Raw genomic sequence first — 21,748 nt, 5'->3', positions numbered from 1 at the left:
CGTTCCCTTACTGGCAACTGAAGCTGGCCGCGTCTTCCACGCTGCCGCTGCCGTTGTACTTCACCACCTTGGGATAGGGGCACAGCGGGCGCGTACGGTTGGCCGGGATGCTGCCCAGGCCGTTGTTCAGCGCGGCGCTGCGGCTGGTGGCCTTGACGCTGGCCGGGGCCTGGCCCTGTTCCACCCAGTTCACCAGCGCGGTCACCATGTCGAACTGGTCGGTGGCCGGGCCGCCGGAACAATGGTTCATGCCGGGGATGGTATAGACGCGTGCGAAATCGGCGGCTTTGCCGCCATGGTGGGCGTCCAGCGCTTTCCACCAGTTGATGGTGTCGTGATAGGAAAATACCGGGTCGCTGACGCCGTGGAACACCATCATCTTGGCGCCGCGGTTGCGCAGGGTGGACAGGTCGGCAGGGTTGGGCGCGGTCATGAACGTCATCGCCGATTCCGTGAACACCGGCGTGGTGGCGAAGATTTTCGGCGCATCTGTTTCAAAACTGTAGCCCAGCGTGAACTTCATCAGCGACGCCATGCTGCCATCGACCACCTGCGGGCTGGCGGGCGGCGTCGAGAAGAGGTACGCCATCGATGGCGTGCCAAGGAAAATGTTGAACGCGGGGACGGGCGGATTGCCGATCTTCCACATGCGCCAGCCGGGCGCGCCGATGCCGGCGTCCATCGGCCAGTCGCTGTACAGGGCCGTGCCGGCGGCGTTTTTCGCGCCGCCGAACACCTTGGCCAGCGCACCCTTTTGCGCTGCCGTCAGGCAGGCGCCGCCGGCCGCGCCGGTGCAGGTGGGCACGTCGCTGGCCAGCGAGAAGGTGCTTTGGCACTGGGCCGGATCGCCCACCATGCCGTCCGTTACGCCATCGAGCGCGTCGCATTTGGCCAGTACCTTGTCGGATATGAGTTTCAGGTCCGCGTCGCTGAAACTGGCCGCCAGGTTGGGCAAACCGTCCTCGCCGGTGGGAGACACTGCGGCGAACGCCTGGTTGTCCCACATCTCGGCCACGGCGGCCTTGGGCAGGTTAAAGCCGGGATTACCGGCCAGGATGCCGTCATACTGGTCGGCGTAGCGGCTGGCCGCGACGAAGCCGTGGCGGCCGCCGTTCGAGCAGCCGGCGAAATACGAGCGATCCGGTGTTCGGCCGTAGGCGGCTTTGATGAGGTTTTTCGCCATCGGCGTCAGTTGCGCCACCGCGTTGTAGCCATAGTCGGAACGTGCCTGCGGGTCCAGGCCGTAGGTCTGCCCGTTGATCCCGGAAGGATAGGACGTGTCGGGCACGTGGCCGGCGTCCGAACTGATGACGGCAAAGCCTTGCAGCAGCGCGTTGCTGACCGGGCTGCCGCCCAGCAGGTTGCCGAAGGCCGCGTTGCCGCCGGAGATGCTGCCGTCGTTGCCGCCGTTGGCCTGGTAAAAGAAGCGGCCGTTCCACGTGGCCGGCAGGCGCATTTCAAAACCGATCGCGTAACGCTTGCCATCGACTGCGCTGGTGCGCTGGTTCATCGTGCCCAGCACGATGCAGTGTTCCGGCATGGGGACGGACTGGCCGGCCAGGGTTTGCGTGACGCTGCCGGCCGGCGCCAGGGTGGCGGACGTGATGCTGGTGTTGGCAAATCCGGCCTTGGCCACGAGGCCGGCGCAATCGGTCAACGCGCCCGGCGCGGCGGCGCCCAGCCGCGGGATGGCCGCTTCGGATGGCGTGTCCGTGCTGCCGCAGCCCCCTATGGACATGGCGGCAATGGCGGTGATAGCGGTGATGGCGGTGAAGCCCGGCGTAGCGGCGTGCCGGGTCCTACGTTGTTTCAAACGCATAGCGGATCTCCTGATATTTTTTATGAAGACACGGCGGCCCTGGCGGGGGCCACCGTGGAACTGCCGGAGTGACTCAGTGCTTGCCGAATCCCAGGTAGGCCTGCACCACTTGCGGGTCGCCGGCCAGTTGCGCGGCGGGGCCGCTCATTGACATTTGCCCCAGCTCCAGCACGTAGCCGTAATCGGCCACCTGCAGCGCGGCGCGGGCATTCTGTTCGATCAGCAGCACCGACAGGCCGCCGTCGCGCAAGGCGCCAATGATGTGCAGGATCTCTTTGACGATGCGCGGCGCCAGCCCCAGGCTGGGTTCATCGAGCATCAGCAGGGTGGGCTTGGCCATCAGCGCGCGGCCGATGGCCAGCATTTGCCGTTCGCCGCCGGACAGCGTACCGGCCAGCTGCGTGCGGCGTTCCTTCAGGCGCGGGAAAATGTCGTACACGGTGGCCAACTGGTCGCGCGGGTTCGCTTCGCCCAGCCGCATGCGGCGGAAACTGCCCAGCAACAGGTTGTCTTCCACCGGCATGGTGGAAAACAGTTCGCGCGTTTCCGGCACCAGGCCGATGCCATCCAGTACGCGCTGTTCCAGCGGGCTGCGTTCGATGGCGCGGCCCTGGTAGCGGATCGCGCCGCGCGATGGCAGGATGCCCATCACCGCGTTCAGCAGCGTGGATTTTCCAGCGCCATTCGGGCCGATCACGGTGGCGATGCTGCCTTTTTCCAGCTTCAAGCCGACCTGGTGCAGCGCCTGCACCTTGCCATAGCTGACTTGCAGCTGGTCCACTTCCAGCACGAGGTTACTCGCTTCTTGACTCATTCCGTGCCTCCCAGATACGCTTCAATCACTGCAGGATGGACCTGGATCTGTTCCGGCGTGCCTTCCGCGATTTTTGTACCGAACTCCATCACCACGATATGGTCGGTCAGCCGCATGACGAATTCCATGTCGTGTTCCACCAGCAGGATGCTCATGCCGCCAGCGCGCAATTGCTTCAGCACGTCGGCCAGCGCCTGCTTTTCCAGGTGGCGCAAGCCGGCGGCCGGTTCGTCCAGCAACAGCAGGACCGGGTCGCAGCACAGCGCGCGGGCGATTTCCAGGATGCGCTGCTGGCCCAGCGCCAGGCTGCCTGCCGGTTCGTGCATCAGGTGCGCCAGGCCGACCTGTTCCAGCGCGCGCGCCGCTTCGGCCAGCAGGCGCGCCTCGGTTTTCCGGTCGAGCCGCAGCATGGCGCGCGCCACGTCCATGCCCATGACGCTGTCCAGCCGCGCATGCGCGCCCAGCGCCACGTTTTCCAGCACCGTCATGGCGGGCAGCAGCTTCACGTGCTGAAAGGTGCGGGCCATGCCGCGCCGCGCGATGGCGCGCGCGCCCTGGCCGGCAACCGGCTCGCCCAGGAAGCGCACCGCGCCTTCGGTCGGCTTGAGCAAGCCGCTGACCAGGTTGAAGGTGGTGGACTTGCCGGCGCCGTTGGGACCGATCAGGCCGGCGATTTCACCGGCTTTGACGTTGAAGCTGACACCGTTGACCGCCACCAGGCCGCCAAAGCGCTTGGTCATCGCTTCCACTTGCAGCAGCGGCCCGCCGGCCTGCGGCATGGCGCGCCGTGGCAGCGCCTCCGCCGGGGCGGGGGCCTGGCGTGGCGCCGCCGGCAGCACCCGGGCCGCCAGCGCCGCGACGCTGGGCCATACGCCGTGGCGCGCATATTTCAGCATCAGCACCAGCACCAGGCCCAGCACGATGCCTTCATAGCTGCCGCCGCCACCGAGGAGGCGTGGCAGCCAGACCTGCAACTGGTCTTCCATCAGCTTGACAATGCCGGCGCCCAGCAAGGCGCCCCAGATATGCGACACGCCGCCCACCACCGCCATGAACAGGTACTCGATGCCCATCTTGATGCTGAATGGCGACGGGTTGACGGTGCGCTGCAAGTGCGCGAACAGCCAGCCCGACACCGACGCCAGCAGCGCGGCCAGCACGAACAGCAGGATTTTGTGGCGCGCGGTGTCGATGCCCATGGCTTCGGCCATCACCGCGCCACCTTTCAGGGCGCGCAGGGCGCGGCCCGGGCGCGAATCGAGCAGGTTCAGGCTGAGCCAGGCGGCCACCAGCACGATGCCCCACACCAGGTAATACATGGCGCGGTCCTGGGCCAGGTCGATGCCGAACACGCGCAGTGCCGGCACGCCGGAAATGCCGTCATAACTGCCCAGCCAGGCCAGTTTGCCGAACAGGAAATACAGGCTGATGCCCCACGCGATGGTGGCCAGCGGCAGGTAATGGCCGGACATGCGCAAGGTGATCCAGCCCAGCGCCAGCGCGCTGGCGCCGGTCAGCAACAGGCCGATGCCCAGCGCCAGCCACGGCGACACGCCGTGCGCGGTGCACAGGTACGCGCTGGTATAGGCGCCGATGCCGGCAAAGGCGGCCTGGCCGAACGACGTCATGCCGCCGATGCCGGTCAATAGCACCACCCCGATCGCGGCCAGCGCATACAGGCCGATATAGTTCGCTTGCACCACCCAGAATTGCGGCGTGGGCAGCAGCGGGAACAGGACAAAAACCGCCAGCAGCAGGGCCGGGGCCAGCCATGGCTTGCGCCGGCGCGGGATGGTGTCCGGCGCAGGCGCGGGCGCCGATACGGTTGCCGCGGCCTTGGCGGATGGCGCGGCGCGCAGCGCGGATCGATGGTGCATTACGCTTCCTCCTCATCATGGGCCGGGCTGGCGATGGAACGCCACAGCAGGATCGGCAGCAGCGACATGAACACCACCACTTCCTTGAAATCGCTGGCCCAGAAAGAACTGAACGATTCGATCCAGCCCACCGCCAGTGCGCCGCCGGCCGCCAGCGGGAAACTGGCCAGGCCGCCGATGGTGGCGGCGACAAAGCCCTTCAGGCCGATCAGGAAGCCGGAATCGTAAAACATGGTGGTCATCGGCCCGATCAGCATGCCGGACAGCGCGCCGATAAAGGCCGCCATGGCAAAGGTCAGCTGGCCGGCCAGGCCGGGCGACACGCCCATCAGGCGCGCCCCGAGCCGGTTGACGGCGGTGGCGCGCAGGGCCTTGCCGTACAGCGTGCGTTGCAGTACCAGCCCCAGCACGGCCATCAAGACCAGCGCCGCCAGCAGCACCGCCACGGTTTGCGCACCCAGGGTGACGCCATTGACCGTCCAGCGCGCGTCCCAGAACGCCGGTGTGCGGAATCCTTCGGCGCCAAAGAACAGCAGTCCCAGTCCGGTCAGCGTGAAGTGCACGCCGACCGAGACGATCAGCAGCACCAGCACGCTGGAGGCGGCCAGCGATTCGTAGACCACCTGGTACAGCAGCGGACCCAGCGCCGTCACCAGCAGCAGGGTCAGCGCCACTTGCAGCGGCAGCGCGAACTGGCGCGGCGCGGCCCACATGACCAGCGCCGCCACCAGCGCCGGCAATACCAGGTTACGCAACAGCATGGCGGGCAGCGCGCGCGCCTGGCCGGTGCGCAGCAAATCCACGCCCCGGGTGGCGCTGGCGCACACGGCCAGCGCCAGCAACAGCCACACCGGGCCCGGCACCTGGCCTTGCTGCAGCATGGCCAGGGTCAGCGCGCCATACGCCACGAATTCACCCTGCGGCAGGAACAGGATGCGCGTGACCGCGAACACCAGTACCAGTGCGATCGCAATCAGCGCATACACCATGCCGCTGGTGGTGCCATCGAGTAACAGGATGGCGGCGATGGATCCATCGAGATTCATGGCGCCAGCGCTTTCCAGGCGCCCTTGTCGATCGTCAACAGCATGCGCGAGTTGGAACCCAGGCCGAAATGGTCGGTCGGGGTGTAATGGATCACGCCCTGCGTGATGGGAATGTTGGGGGTGCTTTCCAGCGCCTGTTTCAGGGCGGCGCGGAATTCCGGCGTGCCGGGTTTGCCCTTTTTCAGCGCTTCCGGCACCACGTACTGCAGCAGCAACTGGGCATCGTAACTGTGCGCGGCGAACTGGTTGCGGGTGCCGGCGCCGAACTGTTTTTCATAGCGTTCGACGAAATCGAGCGCCAGTTTTTTCGATGGGTGGCTGTCCGGCAGCGCTTCCGGCGTCACCGCCAGTCCGGCCACCACCACGGCGCCTTCCACGTCCTTGCCGCCCAGGCGGATCAAGTCATTCGAGGCCGCGCTGTGGGTCTGGTAAACCTTGCCCTGGAAACCACGCTCGATCAGCGACTTGTGCGGCATCGCGGCGCCGCTGCCAGAACCCACCACCAGCACCGCGTCCGGGCGCGCGGCCACCACTTTCAGCGCCTGGGCGGTGACGCTGGTGTCGGCGCGCCCAAAGCGTTCCGCCACCACCACCTGGATCCCCATGGCTTTGGCGGCGGCGCTGATTTCACGCAGCCAGCTCTCGCCATAGCCATCCGAATAGCCAAGGAAACCCAGAGTCTTGATGTTGGCGCCCTTCATCTGGCGCGCCAGGCCGCTGGCCATGACGGCGTTCGACTGGGCCAGGCGGAAGGTCCAGGCGCCTTTGCCTTCGGGTAGTTCCACCGGCGATGTTGACAGCTGCACGGTCTGGCCTTCCGCCGCGACTTCGGAGATCGCCATGGCGGGCGCGGTGGCGGACGAACCGATGATCAGGTCCACCTTGTCTTCGGCAATGAAGCGGCGCGCATTTTTGCCGGCCTGGGTCGGATCGCTGGCGTCATCGAGGATCACCAGTTTGACTTTTTCTCCGCCCACCGTGGCGGGCCACAGCGCGAAACCGTTCTTGGACGGGATGCCCAGGCCGGAGGCGGGGCCGGTCAGCGGCATGCTGACGCCGATGGTCAGGTCGGCATGGGCCTGGCCGGCTGCCAGGACGCTTGCAAACGCCAGTACGCTGGCGCGGAATGGAATGGTCATGCTGTGTCTCCAAAGGTGGATGGATGGTCGGGTTGGTTCCCATATACTTATTGTTTATAACTATTATTTAGTATAACGATTGGTGCGGCGAAAGCAAGCGCTAAAAAGCGGCAGGCGCGCGGGCGCCTGCCGCCGGGCCGGAAATGCCGGCGGGGACGGGAGGAGGGGGATGATGTTGTGATAATGCAACGGCGCCGTGACGCGGCGGCGCCGTGGGATTGCCGGTACTGATCAGGGCCAGTGGGCGGGCCGGAATTCCTCGGCGCTGCCATTGACTTGGTGGGCGGCGGCAAAGCGGGCGAATTCCGCCGCCCCGACCCGGTTGGCGAAGACCGACCAGCTGAACATGCGCGCATACAGCCGCACCCGTTCACGCGGCTCGTGGTGGAAGGTGGTATCGGCCGCCAGTTCCTGTTTCAGGGTGTCCGCATCGACCCGCAGCGTGCCGGCGCGGACACCGCCGTTGGCGGCGCCGTCGAACAGCATCAGCTTGCCGGTGTCCGGCGCCACGGTCCAGCGCGGCCATGCGGGGCGCTGCTGGCGCTCGCCCCGGGTCGGGACGCCGCTGTGCGCGAAACTGGTCCAGTAGCCCGCCATGGCGTCGGACACCAGCCGGCGGCTGGCGAGGTTGCCCTTGACGGCGCAGCGCAGCGGATCGAATTCGCCGTCCAGGTCGCGCAGAGTAAACGCGATTTCCGCCACGTGCGCCGCACCCAGCAACAGCTTCAGTTGCAGCAGCGGCACGTTCGGGTGCTCGTCCCAGTCGAAGCGGTAGACCCACACGTCGCGCTGGCCGGCCGCCACCATGTTGGCCGCCGGCGCATCGACGCAATTGGCTTTCCACAGGTCCGACATGTAGCGTGCATAACGCGCATAGTGCGCCGCGTTGCGGATCCATGGCACGCCGCCCGGCAACTGGCGCACGAATTCCGGATTGCTCGCCATGAACAGTTTGTATTCGTCGCGGTTGCTGCCGATGATGACGGGCACCGCGTTGTAGCGCGCGGTATCGGCGAACCATTGCTCGAACGGGGCCAGTGGCAGCACCAGGCCGTCGCGCAGCACCACGGGGGCTTCATAAAATCCCAGCCCGGCCGGCGTCACGGCGGCCAGCAATTCCGCTGCCGGACGGGCGCGCAGCGCTTGTGCCAATTGTTGCGGCGGCATGGCGTCCACCACGGCGCGCGCCGCGTCGCGGGACTCGCCGGGGGCGAACCAGCGCAACAGCAACTCACGCGAACTCAGTGCATGGCCTGGCATGCCGCTGTCGGCGGCATTTTGCGCTTCGGCGATACTGTGGCTGAGCGTGATCGGCGATTGCAGGATGGCCTTGTGAAATAAACCCTGGGCCAGCGGGCTGGCCAGCAAGGTGTAAACATTGAGGCCGCCGGCCGATTCGCCGAACACGGTGACGTTTCCCGGATCGCCGCCAAAGGAAGCGATATGGCTGCGCACCCACTGCAGCGCGGCAATGATGTCCAGGGTGCCGAAATTGCCGGAGCGGTCCAGCGGCGTGGCGTTATCGTCCGCCAGTTCGGCCAGGCTGAACCAGCCGAAAATGCCGAGCCGGTAATTCAGCGACACCACCACCACCTGGTCGTGTCCCGCCAGGTTGCGCAGCGCGGTATACGCCGACGCACTGCCGGCCGTATTGGCGCCGCCATGGATCCATACCATCACCGGCAACTTCGGTTGGTTCCGCGCCAGCTGCTCCGGCGTCATGCGCGGCGCGAACACGTTCAGGGTCAGGCAATCCTCGGAGCCCGTCACCTGGCCCCATTGCTTGCGCGGCGCGCCGATGGTCTCGCCGGCAAATTGCATGGCCACTGCGCCATAGTGCAAGGCCCGGCGCACGCCGCGCCACGGCAGCGGTGGACGGGGCGCCTTCCAGCGCAGCGCTCCCACCGGCGGTTGCGCGTACGGTATGCCCAGCCACGCGTGGGTGCGGTGGCGCTCGGCGTAGCCGATCACGGCGCCCTGTGGCGTCATGCGCAACGAGTCCGGGTCGGGATCGCGCGCCGGCTGGCCCGGCAACAGGAAGTGCGCCAGCGCCGGCAACAGCACCAGCGCGCCCACCATGTTCCACAGGAACATAAAGGCCAGCAAGATGCCCATGTCGGCCTGGAACTTGATCGGCGACCAGATCCAGGTGGCCACGGCAATCGCCAGGGTGACGCCGGTCAGCATCACGACCTTGCCGGTGAATTGCAGCGCATGCTGAAACGCGTCGGACAAGCTGGCGCCGGCACGCTGGCGCGCCAGCACCACGCTCAGCACATACAGCGCGTAATCGACGCCGATGCCGACGCCCAGCGCGATCACCGGCAGGGTGGCGACCTTGACGCCCATGCCCAGCCAGACCATCAGCACTTCGCACAGGATCGATGTCAGCACCAGCGGCAGCACCGCCACCACCACCGCGCGCCACGAACGGAACGCCAGGTAGCACAGCAAGACCACCGCGCCATACACCCAGTACAGCATATCGTGCATGGCTTTTTTCACGACGATATTGGTGGCGGCCTCGATGCCGGCGCTGCCGGCCGCCAGCAGGAATTGCTCTTGCGGCGTGTCGTTGTCGGCGGCAAAGCGTTCCACCGCGCCCACCACGGCGCTCAAGGTGGCCGCCTTGTGGTCCTTCAGGTAGACGTACAGCGACAGCAGCGAACAATTCTGGTTGAACAGTTCACGCGGTGCGCGGGTCTGCACCGCGCCCAGCGCGCTCTGGTTGGGCGTCAGGTTATACCACTTGAAATTGCCTTCGTTGTAGCCGGTGGCGGCCAGCTTGCTGAGCGACGCCATCGAATTGGTGGAATCGACACCCGGCAATTGTTCCAGTTGCCACGCCAGCGCATCGACCTTGGCCAGGGTCTGGTATTGCGTGCACTGGTCGGCGGCGGTTTTCACCATCACCACCAGCACATCGGCGCTGGCGGCATAATTGCGCACCATGAAAGCGTTATCGCGGTTGTAGCGCGAATCGGCGCGCAATTCCGGTGCGCCCGGATCGAGGTCGCCGACCTGCAATTGCAGGCTGGCCAGGTAACCCAGCAGCGCCAGCACGGCGCTGGCGGCCACCGTCACCGTGGCCCAGCGGCGTTGCGTGAAGCGGTCCAGCACGGCCCACAGCCACGGCGATTGGCCCTGCTGTTCCGCCTGCAGGCTGCGCGCGGCCGCGCGTGCGCTGACGCCGGTGTACGACAGCAGGACCGGCAGCAACACCAGGTTGGTGAAAATCAGCACGGCCACGCCGATGCTGGCGATGGCGGCCAGGTCCTGGATGACTTTAATCTGGATCATCGTCAACACCAGGAAGCCGACCGCGTCGCACAGCAGCGCCGCCATGCCGGCCGCGAACAGGCGCCGGAACGTATAGCGCGCCGCCACCACCCGGTGCGTGCCGCGTCCCACGTCTTGCATGATGCCATTCATTTTTTGCGCGCCATGGCTCATGCCGATCGCAAACACCAGGAATGGCACCAGCACGGAATACGGATCGAGTTCGTAACGCAGCAGCGCCAGCAGGCCGAATTGCCACAGCACCGCCACCAGGGAGCACAGCATCACCAGCATGGTGCTGCGCCAGCAGCGCGTGTACCAGTACAGCACCGCGCTGGCAATGGCGATGGCGGCAACGAAGAACAGCAACACCTGTTGCAAACCTTCGATCAGGTCGCCGACGATCTTGGTGAAGCCGGTGATGTGGATATCGACGCCTTCGGCCTGGTATTTGGCGCGGATGGTTTCCAGTTGTTGTGAAAAGGTGCGGTAGTCGAGCGGCAGGCCGGTCTGCGGATTCACGTCCAGCAGCGGCACGAACAGCATCGAGGACTGGAAATTCGCGGCCACGGTCTGGCCGATCTCGCCCGAACGCTCGACATTGGCGCGCAACACGTCCATGCTGCGCGCCGAACCGTCGTAATCGTCCGGGATCACGGTGCCGCCATCGAGCCCTTCCTCGGTGACGGCGGTCCAGCGCGTATTGGCGGTCCACAGCGATTTCATGAATGGACGGTCGACCCCGGGCAACAGGTAAATCTCGTCATTCATTTTTTGCAGGGTGGCCAGGTAGCGCGCGTCGAAGATGGTGCCCTGGCGCGCCGCCACGGCAATCCGCAGCGAGTTGCCCAGGCCGCTCAAGTCCGCCTTGTGGTCGAGGTAATGGCGCACATACGGGTGGCCGGTCGGGATCATTTTTTCAAAGCTGGCATTCAGCCGCAAATGCGTGGCTTGCCAGCCCAGCAGCGCCGTCAGCAGCAGGCACAGGGCAATGATCACGGGCCGGAAGTTGAACAGCGCGCGTTCCGCCAGGTTGCCGGAGCGCGTGTCGAAGTCCTGCAGCCGCGCGATGACGGGCTGCTGGTCCAGGTCTTGGTCGGTATGCATGGGAATCCTGCTCAAGGTGTTTTCAGGGAGGACGCCAGGCGCTGCAGGCCGCGCAGGCCGGCCACGACCAGCGTGCCATCGGCGGCTTGCGCCAGCGCGGCGGCCGGCAGCGGCAGCGAGTTTGGCGCGCGCGTGAAGGTGCGGCCGGCGTCGCTGCTGAGCAGGATGTCGCCGCCCTGGCTGAGCAGGGCCAGGCTGCCGTCGTCCAGGTTGACGCCAGCGGTCAGCGACTGCTGCAACCCGGTCTCGACCTGGCGCCAGGTGCGCCCCTGGTCGCCCGACCACCAGGCGTTGCCGCGCAAGCCATACGCCACCAGTTCGCCGCCGGGCGCCGCCAGCAAGCCGAAGTAACTGCCTTTGTACGGCGTGGCCAGCGTCTCGAAGGTGGCGCCGCCGTCCAGCGAACGCAGCAAGGTGCCCTGTTCGCCGGCTAGGTACAACGCGTTGCCGGCCGCGCGCATCGCATACAGGTGCAGGCTTTTCGGATTGGCCGCGTGGTCCTGCCAGGGCTGCCAGCTCTTGCCGCCGTCCGTGGTGCGGAACAGCAGGTTGTAGGCGCCCAGGATATATCCGTTGCGCTCGTCGCTGAAATACAGGTCGAGGAACGGTTTATCCGGACCGTCCTCCTGCATTTGCCGGGCGGCGCGCACGGCGTCCGGTGTGGCGGCCGCGCGCGCCATCGCGGCGGCGGCCTGGATGCCGTCGAACTGCTTGTGCCAGGTCAGCCCGGCGTCGGCGGTGTGCAGCACCACGCCCAGATGGCCGGTGGCCCAGCCTTGCTCCTGCGTGACGAATTGCACCGCCACCAGGCTGACCTGCACCGGCGTGGCGGCCTGGCGCCAGTGCGCGCCATCGTCGTCGGACAGCAGCACGATGCCGCGTTCGCCCACCGCCACCAGCCGGCGGCCGGCGCGCGTCACCGCCAGCATGGCGGCGCCGCGGGCCTTGGCGGACTGGATGGCGGGCTGGGTCAGCACCGCCAGCGGCGGCGCGGCCGGCTGCGGCTGCGCCATCGACGGCGCGGCCAGCGCGGCGGCCAGCAGTGAAAGAATCGCAAGGATCTTCATGGCTGCGGCGCGCATCAGCGCGACCCCTGGTTGGCCAGTTCTTCCGGACCGAAATAGCTGACCGGCAGGCGCGCAATCGGCTTGTACTGGATCGGCAATTCATTCGACGCGGCGTTCAGCAGGTAAGCCCCGGTCTGCACGTTGTACGTCCCCCACATCACGCTGCCGATCACGGCCGGGAAGTCCGGCGCCAGCAGGGTCAATGTGTAATTGCTGCGCCAGATCTGGCCCTGCGCGTCATAGCCGTCGGCCAGGATGGCTTGCCAGGTGTCTTCGTCGAGGTAATAGCGGCGCTTGGCCACCACATGGCGCTTGCCCGGCGCCACCGTGGCTTCGACTTCCCACACGCGGTGCAATTCCCAGCGCACCAGATCGGGATTGAGGAATTGCGGGCCCACCAGGTCGGCGATTTTCGCGCCGGCCGCGCGGTTGTTGTTGTACGGGATGTACATTTCTTTTTTGCCGACCAGTTTCAGTTCGTGGTGGTCGATCGGACCGAACATCATGAACGCTTCGTCGAAGAAGCCAATGCCGGACGTGACGGAATCCGGCGTGTCGTACGCCACCGACGGCGCACGGCGCACGCGGCGCTGACCCACCAGGTATTGCCACAGTGCGCGCGGCGATTTTTCATTCAGGCCGTCGTGCGCCAGGATGCCTTCGCCGGCCTTCGATGCCGGCGCGCGCGTGATCAGGCGGCCGTACTGGTAAGGGCCATCCATTTTTTCCAGGCTGCCGTCCTTGAAATAGTAGGGGCGCATGATGGTTTGTTCCGCTTCGTTCGCCAGCGAACGCTTGCCGTCGGGCGTGACGATCCAGGTGCGGGTGGCGTAGATCGCGGTTTCCCCGGTCCATGCCAGGCGGTGGTTCCACACCGCTTCATAGCCGGATTTCGGGATCGGGAAGGGCGTGCCCCCAAAGGCGCCATCGGCGCCATAGCCGCCGTCCACGGTCTTGGCGCGGGTGGCGTTTTTGAACGTGTTGTCATAGACCCAGTTCGGCGCGCCGCCGGTGCGGTGGGTCGGATAAATGTCGACGCGGTAGTTGGGATACTTTTTCAGCATGGCCACCGTGCCGGCCGACAGTTTCGCCGCGTACTGGTCGACGTTCTTGCCGGTGATGGAAAACAGCGGCTTTTCCGCCGCGAACGGGTCGGGGCGGGCTTCGCCTTCCTTGTAGCCGGCCGCTACCTTGCTGTAGACGCCTTCCCACGCGGGGATGGTGCCTTCCTTGTTGCCGGCTTTTTCCGCGCCCAGCGGCGTCAGGGTGGATTTCAGCGTGGCCGCTTCGTCGGGACTGACGGCGGCAATGGCGTTGCCGGCCAGCGCGGAGCAGGCCAGGGCGATGGCGGTGGACAGGGTATATTTTTTCATGATGGCTTCCTTCAAAACGCGCGTTTGACGTTGAACGAGATGTAGTTGCGGTCCTTGAGCGGCTGGGCATAGCTCAGGATGGGCGTGTTGGTGGCGGCATGGTTTTTCAGGAAGGTGCCGGCCGAACCCAGGAAGCGCACATAGCTGATACCGAACTTCCAGTCCTGCTGATAGCTGCCGTTGATGCCGATATTGAAATCGCCGCCGTGTGCGGCGCCGCCATTGAAGTTGAAGATCGCGGACGAGCGGCCATCGATGTTGTAGCCCAGGCCGATCGGCACCGTCAGGTCCAGGCCATGGAGCACCTGGTAATACGCCGGTTCAAAGATCATGCGCATCGACGTGGCGTCACGCGTGGTGTTGGGGTCGAGCGCCCCCTTGAATGCGACGCTGGTGGTACGGTTCCACGCCAGTTCGCCCAGCAGCGCGCCGCCCTGGAACAGGCTGTTGGTCGGCAGCACATAAATCGCCGACAGGTTGGCGTGCGCGGTATTGCCGACCGCGTAAGCCGGATTGCCGTTGTTGTCGGCAGGGATGCCGACGCCCTGGCGCGACAGGAAGTTCGGCGTCGGATCACTGACCAGCGGCGAGTTGCGCCGCACCGACACTTCGGCCGCCACGTTGAAGCCGCCCAGCACCGTGCTGGCGCTGGCGCCGAAGGTGCGGATGCCTTCGGCATACACGGCTTGCACGGTGGCCGGCGCGCCGGGCGGGAAGGCTGGCGCGAAGCCCAGGTAGAAATACGGCGTCTTGTCGTGATAGCGTGCCGCGTACAAGCCATATTCGACGTCGGACCCGGCCGGCGTGAATTTCAGCTGCAAGCCGCCCTGGCCGGCGTTCTTTGCTTTCATGTCCGGCTGCGTATAAAACGCCGGCGCGCCGGAATTGGTTGGGGCGACCAGGAACGCGGTGGCGCCGGCGCCGGCCGCGTCATAGGCGCTGAGGTAGCTGCCCACGCCGGGGATGCGGGTCGGACGCCATTCGAACTGGACGTAGCCGCCCAGCGACAGGTTGGGCAGCAATTGCAGCTGGCCGGACACCTGGTTCACGGGACGCAGGATTTCCTTGAATTGCGCGCCCGGCACCGACAGCAGCTTGACCAGGTCCACCGGGCCCTGTGCATTGGCGATGCCGTTGGCGCCAAAGAACAGGCTTTCACCGTATTGCAGCGTATGGCGGCCCACGCGCAAGGTGCCGGGCATGTCGCCCAGGCTGCCCTTGCCAAAGACAAAGGCGTCCAGCAATTCGGCGTTGCGGCCATGCAGGACACGGGTGCCCTTGGTGAAGGCGTTGCCGGCAACGCCGGCCAGTACACCGGCATTGCTGGCGGCCGACGCATTGTCGTTGCTGCCGGTGTAGGCGCCGTCGTACCAGGCCGCCGCGCTGATGCGCAATCCCGCGTTGCGGGTGCCGGCATCGAATTCGGTCAGCCAGTCGACCCTGTTCGATACCACGCCCTTGTTGCGGAAATTCTGGTTGCCGTCATCGAGGTTGAAGCCGGTGAAGTCGGCCGGGCCGTAACCGGGATAGCCGCCCGCCAGCAGGCGCGGGTCGGCATCCTTGAGACGGTACGCCACGCTGTATTTGAAGGTATTGTTCCAGCTGACTTTGATGTCGGAGCCGGTGTCGAATTCATAGGCGTGCGCCGGTGCGCCGAAGGCGGCCAGCGCCAGCGCAAGGATGGTCGGCCGCAGCGGCGGCCAGGTGCGTTGCAGTTTCATGTCTCCCCCAAGGGTTGTTTTAAGTGTGTGTACTGCAGGGACTGCGGATTCAGATATAGGTCGACGCCAGCCCTCCATCGACCGGCAGGTTGATGCCGCTGATCCAGCGCGCGGCGTCGGAACACAGGAACAGGACGGCCGGCGCGACTTCGTCGGCAAAGGCGGGGCGTTTCATCCGTGCGGAATCGCGCTGTATGCGTTCTTCCCCCAGCATGGACACGAAGTCGCCGAGGATCGGGGTGAAGACCGGGCCGGGCGCCACGCAATTCATGCGCACCGACTTTTCCAGGAACCAGGTTTGCGATTGCGAAAACGACCAGACCAGCAGCGCTTCCTTGAAATACTGGTAGCAGGTGTCCTGGTGCGCCGGGTGGTCGCGCAGCCATGCCGCACCGGCCTCGAAGCCTTGCGTGGCAGCCAGGTCCTTGTGCTGCGCCAGCCGTTGCGGCCATTCGGCGCCCAGGATGGAGGCGATATTGACGATGGCGCCGCCGGCCGGCATGCGTTCGAGCACGCGCTCGGTCAGGTGGCGCAATCCCAGGTAATTGACGCGCGCCACCAGTTCCATCGGCGCGGTGCCGGGCACGCCGGCCACGTTGCACAGCGCATCGACGCGCGCCGGCAATTGCGCCACCGCGGCGTCGATCGCTTCCGTGTCGCCCAGGTCGGTCTGGATGAAGCCATCCAGGGTCAGCCCGGGCGGGTTGCGGTCGATGCCGATCACGGTGGCGCCACGGGCGCGCGCCAGGCGCGCGGTTTCCGCGCCGATGCCGGAACAGGCGCCGGTGATGACGATGGTTTTGTTGAGTAGATCCATGAGGTCTCCGCTTTTGTGGTCAGGAAAAGTTGGGTTGATGAAAAGGGTCAGAACGGGTAGCGCGGCGCTTCGCTCTTGATGGTCAGCCATTGCCATTGCGAGAATTCGTCCCAGTCGGCCGGGCCGCCATGGCGCCCGCCATTGCCGGAGGTGCCGCTGCCGCCGAACGGCGCGTGCACTTCCGCCAGCACGGTCTGGTCGTTGATGTGGGCATGGCCGCAAGGCACCCGGTTGACGATGTGCATGGCGCGCGCCAGCGATGGCGAAATCACGCCCAGCGCCAGGCAGCCCGCGGTTTGCGAAGCCAGTGCGATGGCGTCGTCGTCGCGCTCGAATACCGTGATGGAGGCGACCGGACCGAACAATTCCTCTTCGAAGCAGCGCATGCCGGGCTGGGCGCCGGTCAGCACGGTGGGCTGGTAAAAACGGCCGTCGTGGCGGCCGCCGGCCAGCAGCGTGGCGCCGGCGGCAACCGAGTCGTGCACGATGCCGTGCAGGCGCTCGACCTGGCGGCCATTGATCAGAGGACCCAGCGCCACGGCGCCGCTGACCGGGTCGCCAACGGGCAGCGCGTTCGCCTTGGCCAGCAAGCGTTCCGTGACGGCGGCGGCGATGCCCCGCTGCAGCAGGATGCGGCCGGACGCCATGCAAATCTGGCCCTGGTGCAGGTACGCGCCCCAGGCCACGTTGGCGGCCGCGATATCGGGATCGGCGTCATCGAGGATCACCAGTGAATTCTTTCCGCCCAATTCCAGCGACACTTTCTTCAGCGCGCGCCCCGCCAGTTCCGCCACGCGGCGGCCAACGGCAGTGGAACCGGTGAACGACACCATCGCGATATCCGGGTGGCTGCACAGCGCTTCGCCCGCGTCGGCGCCGCCCGGCAGCACGTGCAGCACGCCTTTCGGCAAGCCGGCCTCTTCGAAAATACGGGCAATGATGACGCCGCCCGTGACCGGTGTTTGCAGGTCGGGTTTGTGGACCACGGCATTCCCCACCGCCAGCGCCGGCGCGATCGACCGGATCGACAGGATCAGCGGAAAGTTAAAAGGCGAAATCACGCCGACCACGCCGTGCGGCACGCGCCGCGCAATGCTGAACTGGTCATGCGGCGCGGCCAGCAACTGGCCTTGCGGCTGCGTCAGCATGGCCGCCGCTTCGTGCAGGTGGGCGGTGGCTTCGCGCACTTCCAGCTGCGCTTTCGGCAAGATGCCGCCGGTTTCGCGGGCGATCCACATGGCCAGTTCGTCGCTGTGCTGTTCCAGCAGCGCGGCGGCCTTGCGGAAGATTGGCGCGCGCTGCTTGTAGTCCATCGCGGCCCAGGCGCGCTGGGCGGCGCGTGCGGCCACGGCGGCGCGCGCCACGTCGTGCGCATTGGCCTGGCCGGTGACGCCCAGGGTGGCGCCGGTGGCGGGTTCGATGATGGGGTGCCGCCCTCCCTGCGCGGCGATCCAGTCGCCGTCAAAGACGTTGCCGTGCCAGGGGGTGTCGTGCAAAAACGCGGTCGTGTCGGGTGCGCCCATTGTTGTCTCCATCTGTTGAGTTATGTGTATGTGGCTTGCTTGGAGGAATAGCGAGTTCCGTGCCAGAGCGTGGCCGCGCGCCGGTGCCGCACTGCGATACAATGCTAAATGCTTATATTTAATAATTAATTTTCGAAAGCAGGTGCTGTTTGATGCGGCGCGGCAGCGCGACCGTCGCGGAAATAATTTGATCAGGTGATCAAATGCCGGACGGGGACGCTGTACCATTTGATAAAACCGGGAGGGGTGGATGACAAAAGCGCAACAGGTATCGCTGGCGGAAATGGCCAGGGGCGGCGGCAAAATCCTTAACCGCGGCGACAGCGCGCACATGAATGCGGGCGCGCCGCCGACCCTGGACGACTTGACGCAAAGCCTGCAGTTCTCGCCCGGCGACGGCCGCATCTGGCTGCATGGCCAGCGCATGCAGTTGCTGCACACCAGTTCCATCGGCGATTTGCGGCGTGAACTGATGGACAGCCTGGGGATCGAAAAGACGCGCGGATTGCTGACGCGCGTCGGCTACTCGGCCGGCATGCGCGATGCGCAACTGTTGCGCGAACGGTGGCCGGACGCCGAACCGGCCGCCTTGTTTGCCGCCGGTCCGCGCATGCACGCGCTGGAAGGCGCGGTCAAGGTCGAGCCGGTGCATTTCGAGTTTGACGTCGACCGGGGCATCTACCACGGCGAATTCCTGTGGCATCACTCGAGCGAAGACGAAGCCCATATCGCCCATTTCGGCATCGGCACCGAACCGGCGTGCTGGATGCAGACCGGGTATGCGATCGGCTATACCAGCGCACTGGTGGGGCGCCTGATCATTTACCGTGAAATCGAATGCCAGTCGATGGGGCACCGCCAGTGCCGCCTGCTGGGCAAGCCGGCCGACGAGTGGGACGATGCCGAGGAAGACCTCAGCTACCTGAACGCGGAAGAATTTGTCGGCACCGCCGCGTATGGCCAGCGTCAGGGCGGCACGTCGAAAAACACTGCGGTGCTGTTCCCGGCCGCCGATGAGGGCGCGGACGGCACAAACGGCGGGCGGCAAATGGTGGGCGTGTCGTCGGCCTTCAATGCGGCCTGCCACATGCTGCGGCGGGTGGCGCCGACCGAGGCCACCGTGTTGTTTACCGGCGAATCCGGCGTCGGCAAGGAAATGTTCGCCGCCATGCTGCACCAGGTCAGTCCCCGCAGCGGGCGCCCGTTCGTGGCGGTCAATTGCGCTGCGATTCCCGAAACCCTGATCGAATCGGAATTGTTCGGCGTCGAGCGGGGCGCGTTCACCGGCGCGTCCGAGTCGCGCCCGGGGCGCTTCGAGCGTGCCGCCGGCGGCACCCTGTTCCTCGATGAAATCGCCACCTTGAGCATGGTGGCCCAGGGCAAGCTGTTGCGCGCGTTGCAGGAAGGCGAAATCGAGCGCGTGGGCGGCGTGCGCACCTTGCGCGTCAATGTGCGCGTGGTGGCGGCCACCAATGTCAATTTGCGCGAAGAGATCCGCCAGGGGCGGTTCCGCGAAGACTTGTTTTTCCGGCTGAACGTGTTTCCCATCCATTTGCCGCCGCTGCGCGACCGCCGCGAAGACATTCCGTTATTGATGAGTTACTTCCTGCGTCATTACGGTCAAAAGCACCAGCGCCGCCTGACAGGATTCACCGCGCGCGCGGTGGATGCTCTGCTCAACTATGCGTTTCCCGGCAATATCCGCGAACTGCAAAACCTGGTGGAGCGCGGCGCGATCTATGCCGACGAAGATGGCCCGATAGATTTGCCGCACCTGTTCACCAGTGGCGAAGAGGCGGCGCAATCGTATTTTTCGCTGAGCGTGACGGGGCGGTTGCGCCAGCGCGGCAGCGAGCCGCAGCCCGCCGCGCCGGGCGCCAGCCCCGGCTTGCAATTGCTGGACCTGGTGCCCGGCGTCTTGAATCCCGGCGGCGCCTGGTCGCTCGACCAGCTGGAACAGGCGCTGATTGTCGCCGCCGTGGAGCGGGCGGAGGGGAACTTGTCGGCGGCGGCGCGGCTTCTGGGCTTGAGCCGGCCCACGCTGGCTTACCGCATCCGCAAGTTCGAGGAGGCCGGGCAGTTACCACAAAGCGCCGGCGAATGACGCGGCGCCGGCGTGGAGCGGGGACGCAAGCGAGGCGTCACGCTGGCGGAGGGCTGCCTGTATAATCTGCCAACCCGCCTGCCGGCATGTCCGGCTTGCATTCTCCCCACCACTAAAGAACAACATGGCTTCATCCAACGATAACGTCAGCATGGCGCTGTTCTGCGACTTTGAAAACGTCGCCCTGGGCGTGCGAGACGCCAACTACGAAAAATTCGATATCAAGCCGGTGCTGGAACGCTTGTTGCTCAAGGGTAGCATCGTGGTCAAGAAAGCCTATTGCGACTGGGACCGCTACAAGGGGTTCAAAGCGGCGATGCACGAAGCGAACTTCGAGCTGATTGAAATCCCGCACGTGCGCCAGTCCGGCAAGAATTCCGCCGACATCCGCATGGTCGTCGATGCACTCGACCTGTGCTACACCAAGTCGCACGTGAATACCTTCGTCATCATTTCCGGCGATTCCGATTTTTCGCCACTGGTGTCGAAACTGCGCGAAAACGCGAAAAAAGTCATCGGCGTCGGTGTCAAGCAATCGACCTCGGATTTGCTGGTGGCGAACTGCGACGAATTCATTTTCTACGATGACCTGGTGCGCGAACGCCGCCGCGCCGACGCCGCCAAGCGCGACACGCGCGAAGGCCAGGGCGCCAAGCGCACGCCGGAAGAGGAAAAACGCCGCCGCGAAGAAATGGACAAGCGCCGCACCCAGGCCGTGGAAATGGCCGTGGAAACCTTCGATGCGCTGGTGGCCGAGCGCGGCGATTCCGGCAAGATCTGGGCCTCCGTGCTGAAAGAAGCCATCAAGCGCCGCAAGCCGGACTTCAGCGAGTCGTATTACGGCTTCCGCACATTCGGCAACTTGCTGGAAGAAGCCCGTGCCCGTGGCTTCCTGGAATTCGGCCGTGATGAAAAATCCGGCGCGTATGTCTACCGCAGTTCCGGCGCGCCGGCGCCGGGCGCCGAAATCACCGCCGATGGCGCGGCGCCGGACGCATTGTCCGCGCCGGCAGCACAGGCCGACGCTGCGGAGGGCGCGCAGGGCCGCCACGAGGGCAGCCGCCGTGGCCGTGGGCGTGGCCGTGACCGCGACCGCCGTCCATTCCCGAACGCCGGTCGCGTGAACGGCGAAGTCGCCAGCGACCTGCAACTGGCGCACGATGAAAACGCCTATGCGCAAGCGGAAGCCGAACATGCGGCCGATGACGCGGTGTTTGCCGGGCATCCGGAAGATGCGGGACTGGAGCCGGGCGGCGTGATCGCGGATGACGCCGCGCATGTGGCCGAGGCAGGCGCCGAAGAAGCGGCAGACGTGGCGCCGCAGGCGCAAACCGCGGACCAGGGACGGCGCAAGCAGCAGAAACTGCCGGCGCGCGCCGCCAAGGCGGCCAAGATGAAGGCGCAGCAAGCCGCCAAGGGTGGCGCCGCACCAGGCGCCGCATCAGGCGCGGTAGCGGCGCCTGCGGAACAGGACATGCCGGCGGCCGCTGCGGCGGCCGCACCGGTATCCGTGGCCGACGTCACCGCCGCCGTGGTGGCGGAGATTGCGGCGGAAACCGCCGCCCAGGATGCCGCGCAAGCGGTGTCGGCGGCAGAGGTGGAAGGGGCTGAAGCCAAGCCGGCCGCCAAGGCTGAAAAGGGCCGGGGCAGGGCGCCGGCCAAGGGACGCGGTGGCAAAGGCACGCCACGCGCCGCCAAGGCGGAAGCCGACGGCCAGGCCGCCGCGCAGCCCGCACCGGCAGCCCAGGCGGCACCGGCGGCATCGGAGTCGCCAGCGCCACGAACCGCACCTGCGGTGCCGGCGGCGCCTGCACCGGCATCAGCGGCGGCAACCACTGCGCAGCCGCAGGATGCCGCCGCCGCGCCAGGGGAGGCGGCGGAAGCCGCCGCCAAGCCGGCCCGCAAACCCTCCACCCGCGGCCCGCGCCGCCCACGCAAGCCGGACGCCAAACAGGGCGGCTGACCAGCGTCGTTGCACCCCGGGCGTGGGGGGGGGGGGGGGGGGGGGGGGGGGGGGGGGGGGGGGGGGGGGGGGGGGGGGGGGGGGGGGGGGGGGGGGGGG

13 protein-coding genes are annotated in these 21,748 nt (G+C 66.3%); 2 read left to right on the top strand and 11 right to left on the bottom strand.

What is annotated here, in order from left to right:
• Nucleotides 1-7 precede the first annotated feature (7 nt).
• The 11 genes from AC1RRC_RS30580 to AC1RRC_RS30530 all read right to left on the bottom strand — a co-directional run bounded on the left by AC1RRC_RS30580 (nucleotide 8) and on the right by AC1RRC_RS30530 (nucleotide 17,582).
• Nucleotides 8-1,819, bottom strand: a complete 1,812-nt coding sequence (locus tag AC1RRC_RS30580) for a tannase/feruloyl esterase family alpha/beta hydrolase (RefSeq protein ID WP_493059542.1) — start codon at nucleotides 1,817-1,819, stop codon at nucleotides 8-10.
• 73 nt (nucleotides 1,820-1,892) lie between these two features.
• Complete coding sequence (locus AC1RRC_RS30575; protein WP_493059541.1) at nucleotides 1,893-2,633, bottom strand: ABC transporter ATP-binding protein; 741 nt, start codon at nucleotides 2,631-2,633, stop codon at nucleotides 1,893-1,895.
• Nucleotides 2,630-4,510 carry a branched-chain amino acid ABC transporter ATP-binding protein/permease gene (locus AC1RRC_RS30570; RefSeq protein WP_493059540.1) on the bottom strand — a complete coding sequence of 627 codons (1,881 nt, stop codon included), beginning with the start codon at nucleotides 4,508-4,510 and terminating at the stop codon, nucleotides 2,630-2,632. The genes AC1RRC_RS30575 and AC1RRC_RS30570 overlap by 4 nt, the downstream gene beginning before the upstream one ends.
• A complete protein-coding gene (locus tag AC1RRC_RS30565; RefSeq protein ID WP_493059539.1) occupies nucleotides 4,510-5,556 on the bottom strand; it encodes a branched-chain amino acid ABC transporter permease in 1,047 nt (348 codons plus the stop codon). Before AC1RRC_RS30565 ends, AC1RRC_RS30570 begins: the two co-directional genes overlap by 1 nt.
• Nucleotides 5,553-6,695 carry an ABC transporter substrate-binding protein gene (locus AC1RRC_RS30560; RefSeq protein WP_493059538.1) on the bottom strand — a complete coding sequence of 381 codons (1,143 nt, stop codon included), beginning with the start codon at nucleotides 6,693-6,695 and terminating at the stop codon, nucleotides 5,553-5,555. Before AC1RRC_RS30560 ends, AC1RRC_RS30565 begins: the two co-directional genes overlap by 4 nt.
• 231 nt (nucleotides 6,696-6,926) lie before the next feature.
• The gene (locus AC1RRC_RS30555; protein ID WP_493059537.1) at nucleotides 6,927-11,081 is read right to left on the bottom strand and encodes a carboxylesterase family protein; all 4,155 of its coding nucleotides are present in this window, start codon (nucleotides 11,079-11,081) and stop codon (nucleotides 6,927-6,929) included.
• Between the two features lie 11 nt (nucleotides 11,082-11,092).
• Nucleotides 11,093-12,163, bottom strand: a complete 1,071-nt coding sequence (locus AC1RRC_RS30550; RefSeq protein ID WP_493059536.1) for a WD40/YVTN/BNR-like repeat-containing protein — start codon at nucleotides 12,161-12,163, stop codon at nucleotides 11,093-11,095.
• A complete protein-coding gene (locus AC1RRC_RS30545) occupies nucleotides 12,163-13,521 on the bottom strand; it encodes a DUF1329 domain-containing protein (protein ID WP_493059535.1) in 1,359 nt (452 codons plus the stop codon). The genes AC1RRC_RS30550 and AC1RRC_RS30545 overlap by 1 nt, the downstream gene beginning before the upstream one ends.
• Nucleotides 13,522-13,532: 11 nt before the next feature.
• On the bottom strand, nucleotides 13,533-15,242 hold the full coding sequence (locus AC1RRC_RS30540) for a DUF1302 domain-containing protein (RefSeq protein ID WP_493059533.1): 1,710 nt from the start codon (nucleotides 15,240-15,242) through the stop codon (nucleotides 13,533-13,535).
• A gap of 49 nt (nucleotides 15,243-15,291) precedes the next feature.
• A complete protein-coding gene (locus AC1RRC_RS30535; protein ID WP_493059532.1) occupies nucleotides 15,292-16,059 on the bottom strand; it encodes a coniferyl-alcohol dehydrogenase in 768 nt (255 codons plus the stop codon).
• 47 nt (nucleotides 16,060-16,106) lie between these two features.
• Nucleotides 16,107-17,582 carry a benzaldehyde dehydrogenase gene (locus tag AC1RRC_RS30530; protein WP_493059530.1) on the bottom strand — a complete coding sequence of 492 codons (1,476 nt, stop codon included), beginning with the start codon at nucleotides 17,580-17,582 and terminating at the stop codon, nucleotides 16,107-16,109.
• A 250-nt stretch (nucleotides 17,583-17,832) separates the two neighbouring features.
• On the opposite strand from AC1RRC_RS30530, the gene AC1RRC_RS30525 reads away from it, so the two are divergent.
• Entirely contained in the window at nucleotides 17,833-19,686 is a 1,854-nt protein-coding gene (locus AC1RRC_RS30525) for a sigma 54-interacting transcriptional regulator (protein WP_493059529.1), read from the top strand.
• A gap of 124 nt (nucleotides 19,687-19,810) precedes the next feature.
• Nucleotides 19,811-21,649, top strand: a complete 1,839-nt coding sequence (locus tag AC1RRC_RS30520; RefSeq protein ID WP_493059528.1) for an NYN domain-containing protein — start codon at nucleotides 19,811-19,813, stop codon at nucleotides 21,647-21,649.
• The last annotated feature ends 99 nt before the right edge of the window (nucleotides 21,650-21,748 follow it).

It is taken from the genome of Pseudoduganella sp. GW821-FHT12E03 (genome assembly GCF_058807115.1).
Note: the sequence above shows the minus strand (reverse complement) of the source record. Positions and strands in the feature narration are given on the sequence as shown.